Origin of the sequence: uncultured Henriciella sp., assembly GCF_964005855.1 — a bacterium.
Lineage (GTDB): Bacteria > Pseudomonadota > Alphaproteobacteria > Caulobacterales > Hyphomonadaceae > Henriciella.
The window spans coordinates 25,162-37,255 of record NZ_CAXFSW010000001.1 but is presented as its reverse complement, the minus strand read 5'-3'; the positions used below and the strand labels follow the sequence as shown (position 1 = coordinate 37,255).

Sequence of the window (12,094 nt, the reverse complement as noted above, 5' to 3'; positions counted from 1 at the left end):
CGCGAGACGTGGCCATGGATGACAATGCTCTCGCCGGGTCCAGCCTATGGCGCTTGCGAGACGAGGCTTCGCGCCGGGGCGCCGGGGGCAGATCTTTTGCCTGTCGGCTGGCCTACAGGCTCTGCTGCCGTGTCAACGTGCACCACGACCGACATGCCAGGCACCAGCTGGTCCAAACCCGCCTGCCCGGTGTCGATATCAATCATCACCGGTATGCGCTGTGCGATCTTGATGAAATTGCCCGTCGCATTGCTGGCGCTGATGACACTGTATTGAGACCCTGTCGCCGGTGAAAAGCGCGAGATCGTTCCCGTGAGCTCCTTGCCGCCCAACGCATCTACTTCAAATGTCACGGGCTGGCCGATCTGCATGCCTTCCAGCTGGGTTTCCTTGAAATTGGCGATCACCCAGATGTGCTCCGGCACAATGCTGGTGAGCCGGGTGCCGGGCGTCACATACTGGCCGGTCCGCGCGCCGATCTGACCAAGCCGACCGTCGACAGGCGCGGTGATCTCAGTATTGGCAAGGTCGATTTTCGCAAGGTCGATTGTCGCTTTCGCCTGGTCGATTTCCGCGTCGAGCGACTGTCTGCGGCTGGATATCGACGCGAGGTCCTGGCGCGCCGCCGCAACCTCTGCGAGCGCTTCCTGTAGCGCCGCATTCGCCTGATCCCTCGAGCCGGCATGTTCCTCGGCTTCCAGTTCGGAAATAGCGTGGCTTGCCTGCAGTTTGCTAAAGCGCTCAAGACTGGATTCAGCGAGCGACAGGGATGACCTTGCAGACTGGGCGCGGGCTTCGGCTGAACGGATGTGCGCACGGGCAGTTTCCGTGTCCTGTTCCAGCGTCGCGATCGCGGCTTCTTTCGCAGCCAGCACGGCCTGCGCCTTGGCCAGCTGCTGGCGGTAGATGCGGTCGTCTATTCGGATCAGCAGGTCGCCCTTCGAGACATGCTGGAAGTCCTGTACGGCGACCTCCGTGATCGCACCGGACACTTGCGGGGCCAGCATGGTGACCTCGCCCTGGATGTAGGCATCCTCGGTCAGTTCCAGACTGCTCTGGAAGGGAGGCAGCTTCCAGGCATAGAGAATGGCGAACAGGCCGGTAATGCCGATGATAATGGCGAGGAAAGTGGCGATATGTCGAGACAGGCGGGACAACATGGGAGGATCAATCAGTTCAGGTTGCTTGGGGTTGAAGGGGAGCAGGAGCGGGCTCGGACGGCTCAGCTGAATGGGCCCGCAGCCCGTCGATCGCCATGTGGGCGAGGAGTGCAGCGAGTGCGACAGCTGAAATCACGGCAATCGTCAGGAAAGCATCATTATAGGCCATGACGGAGGCCTCGGTCTGGGCCTGGCCTTGCAGCACAGCCACGCCCTGTGCCGCACTGGCGCCGGCGTCCGTTGTCGAACTGCCAAAGGCGCCGCCATATTTGGCAAGCCGTTCCTGGACGAGCGGATCAGTCATACTCAACTGCTCGTCGATGCGCTCAAGATGTAGACGTTTGCGAAAGGTGATAAAGGTCGAAAATAGCGCTCCACCGAGAATACCGCCGACCTTCTGCGTCGTCAGGAAAACGATGACAAAGCTCAATATATAGTCATAGCCCCTCTCCAGGGCCGACATCATGCCGGACAGCAGCGCTGGCGGCAGGAAGAGCGCAGAGGCCAGCGCGATCAGCGCCTGGCTGACAAACATGTCCGATGGCACCGTCTGGCTGGTGGAATTGGAATCCATGAGCGCCCCGATGACCAGCAGGATCAGCGCAACGATGTGAAACGGGCGCTCACGCCCCGGTTTCAGCGTGACGGCACAGATCACGCCGCCCGCAATCGTCATCCCGATGATGATCAGATTGAGGACCTGCATCTGCTCATTCATGAGTCCAAGCGAGCGGAAAAGACCCGCAGCGCCCGACGTCTGCTCCGACAGGACAATGCGGAACAGAAGCAAGACAGCAGAAAATTGCAGGACTGCCGGGCTCATGATCCAGCGTATGTCGAGCAGCGGCACCTTGCGGTTCAACTCGATCACAGCCGCAATGGCAGACGACACGATGCCGAGCGCCAGCAGCCAGCCGATCCAGGGCGTACTCGTCCACCAGTAGGTCGGGCCGAAGACCAGCGCCACAGTGATGGAGCCCATACCAATGGCGATGAAGATGTAGCTGGTGATATCGTTCGGATGCACCTTCATCGTATGTTGCGGCTTGCCTAGCGGCAGCAGATATATCAGTCCGAAAGCGATCATGGCGAGCGCAGCTTCTAGCGCCGTCAGCCCATGCCAGAGGCCAATTTCGAGCAAGTAGGGCGAGACGACCTGTGTCAGGGCGGGCCCCATGAAGATAAGCGTAAGTGCGGCGCAAAGGCCGTAGTTCATCTTCCTTTCCGGCGGCAGCGGCTCCAGCATGTACAGGAAGGCGAGCGATGTCATCGGGGCTGCGGCTGCACCGCTCATGAAACGGACGGCCATCGCAGATTGCAGGTCTCCGGCGGCATAGTTCAGCAGGGCAGCAGCGAGAAAACCAATGATGCTGATTTCAGCAAAATTGCGCAGGCCAAACTGGTTGCGCACCTTGATGAGCACCAGCGTCAGCGAGACATTTGGCGCCAGATAGGCCGCCGACAACCAGAGCGTTTCAGCCTGAGTGGCACTGAAACTGCCCTGCAACTGAAGCAGGTTCGCTGAAATTACGCTCTGGCCGAACCCTTGCGACAGGGCCAGGGTGAGTGAAGCAGCAAAATAACCGGCTGCCCGCAGCGGGTGCATCGGGACAAATGGCACCGCAGCTTCGGCGGCCGCCTCTTCCGGTTCTTCAGGCCAGGTGACACGCTCGTCAGTGTCCGTTTCGACATTCGTATCCCGAAGATCGGCCGGTTGAAGCTCGTCGGACGTCACGCCTCCGCCTCCCCGACATTTTCAATCATGGCGGCCAGGACGCGCCGTGTCGTCGCGATATCCTCCGATGAGATACCTTTCAGTACATCGGCCTGGAGGGTGAGGGACAGATCAAGCACCTTGCGGGCCTGCTTTTTTGCCGTGTCGGTCAGGGTGACCCAACGCACCCGCCGGTCGTCGACATCGACCTCTCGTGCGACAAGTCCGGCTTTCTCCATGGAATCGATGGTCCTGGCCATTGTCGGCCCGGCCACTTCCATGGCTGTCGCCAGCTCGCCCTGCGTCATGCGTGTCTCGCGCACCAACAGGAGCAATAGCCGCGCCCGCGATTGCGTCATGCCCTCATGCTTGCGGACACGCGCGTCGAACAAGGTTCGCACCTTGCGTGTAACGACGGCGAACTCCTGGAGGAAGGTCTGGGTAGGTGGGGTATCGGGCATGCGAAAATATCTAGCTAGCTAATAGATAGCTTGCTAGATATTATAGCCTGAGCCGATTGCAACCCTGTCAGCTGATTTTCGTGCCGGGCGTTACTCCGCTAGCCCTCCAGCTTGTCCTGCGTCTTGGTGTCGAAGTCGCTGGCGTCGTGGCGTTCGCGCAGCTGCGATGACGGGTCGCCGAAGGTGCGGTTGACCATGCGGCCGCGTTTGACCGCTTCGCGCTCGGCGACCTGATCGGTCCAGCGGATGACGTTCTTGTATTCGTTAACCTGCAGGAACTCACCAGCCTCATAGATGATGCCCTTGGCAAGGGCGCCATACCAGGGCCAGATCGCCATGTCGGCGATGGAATATTCGTCGCCTGCCATGAACTCGCGGTCAGCCAGGTTGCGGTCGAGCACGTCCATCTGGCGTTTTGCCTCCATGGCGAAACGGTCGATGGCGTATTCGATCTTGACCGGCGCATAGGCGTAGAAGTGGCCGAATCCGCCGCCAAGATAAGGTGCAGACCCCATCTGCCAGAAGAGCCAGTTCATGGCTTCGGTGCGCTTGTAATGGTCTTCCGGCAGGAAGGCGCCAAACTTGTTGGCGAGATAGAGCAGGATCGAGCCGCTTTCGAAGACGCGGGTGACCGGGTCGGTCGTATGGTCGGCCATGACCGGGATCTTGGAGTTCGGGTTGAGCTCGACATAGCCGGAACTGAACTGGTCGCCCTCCCCGATATTGATCAGCCAGGCATCGTATTCTGCGCCCTTGTGGCCAGCCGCCAGAAGCTCTTCCAGCATGATGGTGACCTTCACGCCATTGGGCGTGCCGAGCGAATAGAGCTGGATCGGGTGCTCACCTACAGGGAGCTCCTTGTCATGGGTCGGCCCGGCAATCGGACGATTGATCTTGGCAAACCGGCCGCCGCTCTCACGGTCCCAGGTCCAGACTTTTGGTGGGGTGTATTCGGTGTCGCTCATCTTGGGTCTCCATCCTTGCTCTTTGCATCTTCTGTCCCACAGAGAGGTAGGCAGCGCCGACGGGCAATCAATCGGCGGGGCGGACGCTAATCGGGCAGATCAGTTTTTCTGAGCGGCGAAGATGGTCCGAAGGCCTTCGCGATAGGTCGGGTATGTTGGCCGCCAGCCGGTCGCCGCCTTGAGCTTTGAATTGGGCACACGCTTGCATTCGGCATAGAAGCTGCGCGCCATCGCGCTGGCCTCTGCCTCGTCCAGGCTGACATGTTCCGGCCGCGGGACGCCGAGGAGATCGGCGGCAAAATCCATGACCGCTTCCGGCGGCGCCGGTTCATCGTCACAAAGGTTGAAGACCCCCGAAAGGTGCGGATGCTCGATCAGGGCAAGAAGGCCCGCGGCGAGGTCATCGACATGGATGCGCGAGAAGACCTGGCCGGGTTTGACCATCTGCTCATCCTTGCCGTCCTGAATACGCTCGATCTGCGAGCGTCCGGGGCCGTAGATGCCCGGCAGACGGACAAGGCGCGCATCGGGGCGCACGCTCAGCCATTGAGCCTCGGCTTCGGCCCGCCGCTCGCCGCGCCTGGAGCCGGGATTGGCAGGCAGCCATTCAAAGGCCCAACCGCCATCAAGGTCGCCATAGACGCCGGTGGTCGACAGATAGGTAATAGAGGCGGCTTTCGCGGCATAGGCGCCGGCCAGGGCAAAGCCGGGGCAGCCCTCATCGCGGGGCGGGGTGGAGATAACCCAGTGACTGCCTTCTCCCGCCTGCTCGATACCTGCCGCATCATCGGTGAGGACGGGGGCGATGCCGTCCTGCTCCAGCCCGTCTGCCTTGTCTTCGCTGCGCGCGGTGCCTGAAATCGACCAGTTGCCCTGCTCTTGGCAAAGGGCCACCAGCGCCTTGGCCGAATAGCCGGGGCCGATCAGGAAGAGCTTGCGTGAAGGATCTGTCATTTGCGCACCCATGGCTCGCTTATTACCGAAGTGTCAGTCTAGTCTTCAGAGGGCCCGTATCCAGTTGTCAGCCTATATTGCGCTTCTCATCGCTGTTCTTCCTGTTTCGCAATCTGCGACCGGTGACGCCGTTCGCGCCGAACAGGCCCGTCTGAACGCGTGTATCGAAACCTCGCAGGAAGACCCCGAAACGGCGCTGGAGGACAGTCTGCGCTGGCTGGGCGAAGGCGCCCGCCCGGCAGCCCGCTACTGCAACGCCATGGCCCTGCTCGGCCTTGAGAACTACCGCGAAGCGGCTGTACGGCTGGAAGAGCTTGCCAATGCGCCGGATGCGGGCGGCCTCACTGACCGGGCAGTCTACCTCGCGCAGGCGGGCAATGCCTGGCTGATCGGCGGTTATCCCGATGCCTCCATCGTGGCGCTCAGCGACGCGCTGAAGATCGCGCCGGAGGACGCCGATATCCTGACAGACCGCGCCGCCGCCTATCTCGGCACCGGCCAGGTGGACAAGGCGATGGCCGACCTCGATCAGGCGCTGACTCTCAGGCCGAATTTCGTGGATGCGCTGCAGATGCGCGCCAGCGCCCATCTTGAAAAGGATGACCTTCAGGCAGCCGAAGCCGACATCAACAAGGCGCTTTTGCTGGACGGAGACAATATCGACACGCTGGTGCTGCGCGGCGATATACGGGAGGCAAAGCGCCTCGCCGAAGAGGACTAGGATCGGCTTGGCGGGGGCCTTCGCATCCCGGTTTTTGAGGCGCAGCTGGCCCTTTCTCGCCTCTTTCGGTATCAATGGCGCGCTCATTGCCCTCCTCCTCAACCTGCCACAGAGATCGCTGCCCGCAGACCCGGACACACCGGATATCATTCCGGTGACCCTGGTCGAGCAGGCGTCGGAGCCGCCAGAAGCTGAAGAGACAGCGGAGCCCCGCGAACGAGAGCCAGACCAAGAGCCCGCCCCCGAACCGGACCCACCGCCCCTTGCCGATCCCGAACCACTGAGACCTCTGGCGCTGCCGGCTACGGAGACACCCACGCCCAGCGAACGCACCCCTGTCCAGTCACCCGTGATCGCAGCGCCCGGCGAAACCGCCGATGCGGGGCGGATGGCAGGCGGCGACAGCGAACTTCCAGAGCTTGACCTGCCAATTCTCGCCGGGCCTCAGGCGCGCACCAGAAATGCACTGCGCGGGCTAAGCTGCAACAGGCTCGGCAAGGAGAGGCCTGCCTGGTGTGATGATGGCGACGGCGATGTGCTGGAAGCGGTGGCCAAACCCGGCTTTGCTGAAGACCCCACCATGGCCCCAAAGGAATGGGCGGAATTCGAAATCCCACAACGGGAGGAATGGTGCCAGCAATCCGATGGCGTCATCCGGGATGTCGTTATTGAGGACCAGAATCCATACCGTCAGGGCGCCGCCGCGGCCGTCGGCACACTTGCCAGAAGCTTTGAAGGGGGCTGTCCGGAGTAAGGCGCCCCGCTCAGCGCGACAGCACGCAGTCGGCCAGTCCATCGCTGGCAACGACCCGCATGCGTGATTGCAGCGTCCCGGCCCGGCCATTCACATAGGGGCCCGGCGGATCGAGGCGCCATTCATGCGGATTGGGTAGTACCGCCGCCATCAGGGCCGCTTCGCGCTCTGTCAGCTCACTGGCATGTTTGCCGAACCGGACGCGCGCAGCGGCCTCGGCGCCAAAGATGCCATCGCCCCACTCAATCGTGTTGAGATACTGCTCCATCACGCGGCGCTTGCCCCAGACCGTATCGATGAAAAGGGCAAACCAGGCCTCGCCGCCCTTGCGTACAAAGCCGCCGCCATTCCAGAAAAAGATGTTCTTCGCGGTTTGCTGGGTGATGGTGGAGGCGCCGCGCTGCGAGCGGCCCTCGCGGCGTTCTTCAATCGCCTTCTCGACGGCCTCGAAGTCAATGCCGTCATGGGAGCAAAAGCGGGTGTCCTCAGCCGCGATGACTGCGCGCACCAGGTTCGGCGATATCTCTTCAAGCGGGACGATGACGCGCCGGAAATCCTCACCCTCAAGCGTTCGCTGCACCATGAGGATACTGCCCGGGACTGGCACCCATTTCAGGGCAAATGCATAGAGATGGACCAGCACAAAAAGCGCCAGCAGGATTTTGAAGACGCGAAGGGCCCAGCGCCCGGCCTTGGAGCCGCCGCTCTTGCTCACTGATTTACTGCCTGCCATTCGCCCCGCACATCCTCATCGTGTTCCAGCTCCAGCCGGTCTGCCTTCTCCGCCGCGAACCTTGTCTTATCAAGCCGCCCGAGCGCCCAGATGGCGGCCGCCCGCACAATGGCCGCTTCATCGCCAAGATGCGGGATCACCGACTGGTCGACCAGCGACGGCTCCCCGCTGTTTCCAATAGCGATAAGCACATTGCGCAGCATCCGGTTCCGGCCCGTCCGCTTGACGGGCGATCCGGCAAAGACTTCCCGGAAGCTCGCATCGTCGAGCGCGGCAAGATCGGACAGCTCCGGCAGCTTCAGTTCCGCGCGCGCCCAGAGCTTCTGTTCGGCCGAGCGGCTGGCGAACTTGTTCCAGGGACAGATGGCGAGGCAATCGTCGCAGCCATAGATCCGGTTACCCATCGCAGCGCGGAATTCATGCGGGATATGGCCCGGATACTCAATGGTGAGATAGGAGATGCAGCGGCGCGCATCGAGCTGATAGGGCGCGGGAAACGCCTTTGTCGGACAGACATCGAGACAGGCAGTGCACGAGCCGCAATGATCGGTCTCCGCTTCATCTGGCGTGAGTTCCGCATCGGTCAGGATCGCGCCAAGAAACAGCCAGTTTCCGAAGGTCCGGCTGAGCAGATTGGTATGCTTGCCCTGCCAGCCGAGCCCGGCTTTCGCCGCCAGCGGCTTTTCCATGAGGGGGGCGGTGTCGACAAACACCTTCACCTCTGCCCCGCTCTCTTCGGCGAAGGCGCGGGCGAGCTGTTTCAGCCGCTTCTTGATAAGGTCGTGATAATCGCCGCCGCGCGCATAGACAGAGATGTTGCCAAGCGTCTTGTGCTCCAGCGTCTCGAGCGGATTGGTGTCCGGCCCGTAATTGACTGCCAGCATGATGGCAGAGCGCGCGCCCTCCCACATGGCCTGCGGGGTCTTGCGCCGCTTCAGCGTGGCTTCCATCCAGTCCATCTCGCCATGGCGCCCCTCCTCGACAAAGGCTTCCAGCCTCTCTCCGGCCTGCCAGGGCTCATCGGCCCGGCAAATGGCGCAGTCTGCGAAACCGAGCGCCAGCGCATCCCTTTTCAGGCGGGCTTCCAGCGTTCCGGTTTCCTGCGTCATCAGAAGTCGAGGTCTGCATAGTGGCTGGGCGGGCGCGTGCCCTCCACCTTGTCCGCCAGGAGCGGGCGGAAGGACGGGCGCGACTTCATACGCACATACCATTCCTTGAGGTCCGGCGTCAGGTCCCAGGGCACATCCCCGAAATAGTCATAGGCTGAGAGGTGGGCGGCAATGGAGAGATCCGCCAGGCTCAGCGTGCGCCCGGCCATATAGGTCCGCATCCCTGCGAGACCTTCGAGGAACGCGATCTTGCTTTTAAGGGCGTGCACCCCTTCGCGAAGGCGCGCGGTGTCGGACTGTTTGGCACGGCGCACCCACTGGTTCTCGCGTTCCGCCAGAAGGGTCCGGTTGACCTCGCCGAAGGAGTTTTCGCTCCACTGCCAGAGCCGGCGCACCTCGGCGCGGTCCTTGGCCAGGAAGGGCAACAGCCGCTCGCCCGTTTCGCCCTCTTCTAGATGCTCGAGGATGGCGTGACTGCCGGACGCGACGATCTTCTGCTCGCCTGTCGTATCCATCAGGACCGGCAGCTCCGTCCCCGGCGGCAGGTCGGGCAGCTCTGCGATCGGCGCGCCCGGCCGGCAGGCGCGCATGTCGACCTGCGCCTTCTTCTCACCGAGCGCGAGACGGACCGTCCGGGCCGCAGGATCGAGCGGCCAATGCCAGAGCCGTTTCATGAAACTTCCCTTCTGGATGTCTTCATTCCAGTTCAGACCTTTTATCCGCGAGGACTTTGCGCAATCAGTACCGGCAATCGATTGTTCAATTACTGTCCGGAGACTCGCGCATGTCGCTTAACAGGTTCAAAACGTCCATCCTAGCAACTGCTGCCAGCCTTGCGCTGCTCGCAGGCTGTGGCCCCAGGGATGCGGGAGACACCGCACCTTCCGAAACTGCGGAAAATGAACCGGTCCGTCTTGAGACCCCGCCTGCGGGGCAGCTGCCGGAAGGCGTGCGCCCGACCGCCTACCGCCTCGACCTGACGACGGATCCAGCGAAGGACGGCTTTACCGGAACGGTTGAGATCGACATCCGCCTCGACCAGCCGCATTCGCGCATCTGGCTGCACTCGCTCAACCAGACCATCAATAGTGCGGTGGTGCGCCTGGACGACGGGACCGAGATCGAGGGCACGTTCGAAGGCAGCCTCGCCGATGGCGGTGTTTCCAAGATCGACTTTGCCGAACCGGTGCCGGCAGGAAACTCCACCCTCGTGATCGACTATCGCGCGCCGTACAATTTCGGTCTCGCCGGCCTCTACAAGGCGACACAGAACGACCGGCCCTATCTGGCCACCCAGATGGAGCCGATTGATGCGCGCCGCATGTTCCCCGGCTTCGACGAGCCGCGCTTCAAGACGCCGTGGACGCTGACGGTGACAGCGCCGACCGGCAATCAGGTCATCGCAAATGCACCTTTGACCGGCACCACCCAGCTCGAGAATGGCATGGTGCGCCATTCCTTCGCGCCCACACGCGAAATCCAGTCCTACCTCGTCGCGCTGGCCGTCGGCCCCTATGACATGCGTGAGGGTCAGCCGCTGCCGCCCAATTCGCTGCGGGCCAAACAGGTGCCATTCCGCGGCTTTGCCCCCGCCGGCAAGGGCGACCAGCTTGAGGTCGCGATGGACATCACCGACGACATTGTGAGCCAGCAGGAAACCTATTTCGACTACCCCTATCCTTACGCCAAACTCGACATCATCGCGGTGCCGGACTTTGCCTATGGCGCGATGGAGAATGCCGGCGCGATCATCTACCGCGAGAGCGCACTGCTGATTTCCGACCGGACCTCTCTCGACCGGCGCCGCGGGATCCTGACGACGCATGCGCACGAGCTGGCGCACCAGTGGTTCGGCAACCTCGTCACGCCCGAATGGTGGAATGACATCTGGCTCAACGAGGCGTTCGCGACCTGGATGAGCTACAAGACGATGAACGAGCTCTTCCCCGACCAGGGCTATGACCGCGCCACGCAGCGCCGCGGGCTTTATGCGATGGGAACAGACAGCCTGAAATCGGCCCGCCAGATCCGTAACCCGATCGAGAGCAATGCCGACATCAACGACGCGTTTGACGGCATTACCTATTCCAAGGGCGGCCATGTCCTCTCCATGTTCGAATCCTATCTCGGCGAGGAGGGTTTCCGAAAAGGCATCCGCCTGCACATGAAGCGCTTTGAGGACGATGCGGCCAATGTCGACGACTTCATGCAATCGCTCGCCGAAGGCAGCGGCGACGATGCGGTGGTCGAAAGCTTCAGGTCCTTCATCTTCCAGCCCGGCATCCCGTATCTGAATGTCGAGGCGACCTGTAAGGAGGACGAAACCGGCCTCATTACCGTGACCCAGCAGCGCTATGCACCGCTCGGCTCCGACATCAATGTGGATGGCCAGACCTGGCAGGTACCGTTCGCCATGCGGGTGTCAGGCCCGGACGGCGAAGAGGTCGTCCGCGAGATGCTGACCGGCAAGACCACCGAATTTCCGCTTGAGGCAGGCTGCGCCGACTGGGTCATGCCGAATGCGACCGGCGGCTACTGGCGCTTCCATACCTCCGATGAGAACTGGGACGCCCTGATCGACAACTTCGGCGCGCTTTCGGCCGCCGAACAGCTCTCCCTGCTCGACAGCGTGACGGCCGCCTTCCGCGCCGGTGACGCCCCGGCGTCTGCCGTTCTGGCCGCGCTTGAGGCTGGCGCCGAGGCAGACTGGGACGTGGCAATTGCGTCGATCGCCATGGCGGGCAGCTATTATGCCAGCCTGCCAGAGGATGACCGCGCCGCCATGAGCGACTGGGTCGAGGAGACCTATCGCCCGGTCTATGATGCCCTGAAAGCCCGTGAGGATGAACTGAGCCAGAACGAGACCCTGCTTTTCAACGACCTCTATGCCGGCCTTCTTGAAATGGGCGACATGGAAGCAGAGCGTGAAGCCCTCGCCCAGCAGGCGGCCCGCTTCGTCGGTGTCGAAGGAGAGCCCGACCCATCGGCTGTCTCGCCGGAACAGTTCGAAGCGGCAATGAAATACGGGACGCGGATGGGCGGGGAAGACTTCTATGAAGCTGCCCTCGACTATGCCCGCACCACCGATGCCCAGCGCGAGCGCCGGGCCATCCTCGCGATCCTTGCGCAGAATGTCGACGAAGAGAGACTGGAGGCGCTTTACGAGGAAGTCGCTGGCGAGGACTGGCAGGGTCAGGAAGCCTGGTCGGTGATGCAGCAATCGCTTGAGAACGAGGCCAATCGCGACAAGGCGTGGGAGCTCTATCAGGCGAATTTCAGCGACTTCGTCGCGCGCACCCCGGAAATCCGCAAGCCCCAGACGGCAGGCGCCGTGTCTTCCTTCTGCGAAGCCGGGGACATTGCAGAAGCACGGGACTTCTTCACCTCCAACAGCGAGGCCATTCCGGGCTATGAGCGCTCGCTGGCGCAGGCTGAGGAATCGGCAAATCTCTGCGCGGCCTTCCGCAGCGAGAAGGTTGGCGAGCTTTCCGCAGCGCTCAACAGCGAAAACGAAGACTAAAAC

At 62.3% G+C, this 12,094-nt stretch carries 11 protein-coding genes; 3 read left to right on the top strand and 8 right to left on the bottom strand.

Going from position 1 to position 12,094, the window contains the following annotated elements:
• Positions 1–44: 44 nt before the first annotated feature.
• The 5 genes from ABNU55_RS00160 to ABNU55_RS00140 all read right to left on the bottom strand — a co-directional run bounded on the left by ABNU55_RS00160 (position 45) and on the right by ABNU55_RS00140 (position 5,254).
• The gene (locus ABNU55_RS00160) at positions 45–1,160 is read right to left on the bottom strand and encodes an HlyD family secretion protein (RefSeq protein WP_290752631.1); all 1,116 of its coding nucleotides are present in this window, start codon (positions 1,158–1,160) and stop codon (positions 45–47) included.
• A 16-nt stretch (positions 1,161–1,176) separates the two neighbouring features.
• Positions 1,177–2,895 carry a hypothetical protein gene (locus ABNU55_RS00155; protein ID WP_290752629.1) on the bottom strand — a complete coding sequence of 573 codons (1,719 nt, stop codon included), beginning with the start codon at positions 2,893–2,895 and terminating at the stop codon, positions 1,177–1,179.
• Positions 2,892–3,335: a MarR family transcriptional regulator gene (locus ABNU55_RS00150; RefSeq protein WP_290752627.1), complete on the bottom strand. Its 444-nt coding sequence runs from the start codon at positions 3,333–3,335 to the stop codon at positions 2,892–2,894. The genes ABNU55_RS00155 and ABNU55_RS00150 overlap by 4 nt, the downstream gene beginning before the upstream one ends.
• A 98-nt stretch (positions 3,336–3,433) precedes the next feature.
• The gene (gene yghU, locus ABNU55_RS00145) at positions 3,434–4,300 is read right to left on the bottom strand and encodes a glutathione-dependent disulfide-bond oxidoreductase (RefSeq protein WP_290752624.1); all 867 of its coding nucleotides are present in this window, start codon (positions 4,298–4,300) and stop codon (positions 3,434–3,436) included.
• Positions 4,301–4,399: 99 nt separating this feature from the next.
• Positions 4,400–5,254 carry an SDR family NAD(P)-dependent oxidoreductase gene (locus ABNU55_RS00140; protein ID WP_290752621.1) on the bottom strand — a complete coding sequence of 285 codons (855 nt, stop codon included), beginning with the start codon at positions 5,252–5,254 and terminating at the stop codon, positions 4,400–4,402.
• A gap of 64 nt (positions 5,255–5,318) precedes the next feature.
• Between ABNU55_RS00140 and ABNU55_RS00135 the strand changes: the two genes are divergently transcribed.
• A complete protein-coding gene (locus tag ABNU55_RS00135; protein WP_290752619.1) occupies positions 5,319–5,975 on the top strand; it encodes a hypothetical protein in 657 nt (218 codons plus the stop codon).
• Between the two features lie 7 nt (positions 5,976–5,982).
• Positions 5,983–6,729 carry a hypothetical protein gene (locus ABNU55_RS00130; protein WP_290752616.1) on the top strand — a complete coding sequence of 249 codons (747 nt, stop codon included), beginning with the start codon at positions 5,983–5,985 and terminating at the stop codon, positions 6,727–6,729.
• A 10-nt stretch (positions 6,730–6,739) separates the two neighbouring features.
• Here ABNU55_RS00130 and mtgA read toward each other — a convergent pair whose 3' ends face one another.
• Genes mtgA through ABNU55_RS00115 form a run of 3 tightly spaced genes read right to left on the bottom strand, consistent with a single transcriptional unit; the run spans position 6,740 to position 9,245 of the window.
• On the bottom strand, positions 6,740–7,444 hold the full coding sequence (gene mtgA, locus ABNU55_RS00125) for a monofunctional biosynthetic peptidoglycan transglycosylase (protein ID WP_290752614.1): 705 nt from the start codon (positions 7,442–7,444) through the stop codon (positions 6,740–6,742).
• A complete protein-coding gene (queG, locus tag ABNU55_RS00120; protein ID WP_290752612.1) occupies positions 7,441–8,571 on the bottom strand; it encodes a tRNA epoxyqueuosine(34) reductase QueG in 1,131 nt (376 codons plus the stop codon). Before queG ends, mtgA begins: the two co-directional genes overlap by 4 nt.
• Complete coding sequence (locus ABNU55_RS00115; RefSeq protein ID WP_290752609.1) at positions 8,571–9,245, bottom strand: glutathione S-transferase family protein; 675 nt, start codon at positions 9,243–9,245, stop codon at positions 8,571–8,573. The genes queG and ABNU55_RS00115 overlap by 1 nt, the downstream gene beginning before the upstream one ends.
• Before the next feature lie 110 nt (positions 9,246–9,355).
• On the opposite strand from ABNU55_RS00115, the gene ABNU55_RS00110 reads away from it, so the two are divergent.
• Positions 9,356–12,091: a M1 family metallopeptidase gene (locus ABNU55_RS00110; protein ID WP_290752606.1), complete on the top strand. Its 2,736-nt coding sequence runs from the start codon at positions 9,356–9,358 to the stop codon at positions 12,089–12,091.
• Positions 12,092–12,094: the final 3 nt, after the last annotated feature.

What these genes read in the sequence shown, in the direction of transcription:
- yghU (WP_290752624.1), bottom strand. Translation starts at nt 4,300, where the DNA reads ATGAGCGACACCGAATACACCCCACCAAAAGTCTGGACCTGGGACCGT.
- ABNU55_RS00140 (WP_290752621.1), bottom strand. Translation starts at nt 5,254, where the DNA reads ATGACAGATCCTTCACGCAAGCTCTTCCTGATCGGCCCCGGCTATTCG.
- ABNU55_RS00160 (WP_290752631.1), bottom strand. Translation starts at nt 1,160, where the DNA reads ATGTTGTCCCGCCTGTCTCGACATATCGCCACTTTCCTCGCCATTATC.
- ABNU55_RS00150 (WP_290752627.1), bottom strand. Translation starts at nt 3,335, where the DNA reads ATGCCCGATACCCCACCTACCCAGACCTTCCTCCAGGAGTTCGCCGTC.
- ABNU55_RS00115 (WP_290752609.1), bottom strand. Translation starts at nt 9,245, where the DNA reads ATGAAACGGCTCTGGCATTGGCCGCTCGATCCTGCGGCCCGGACGGTC.
- ABNU55_RS00110 (WP_290752606.1), top strand. Translation starts at nt 9,356, where the DNA reads ATGTCGCTTAACAGGTTCAAAACGTCCATCCTAGCAACTGCTGCCAGC.
- queG (WP_290752612.1), bottom strand. Translation starts at nt 8,571, where the DNA reads ATGACGCAGGAAACCGGAACGCTGGAAGCCCGCCTGAAAAGGGATGCG.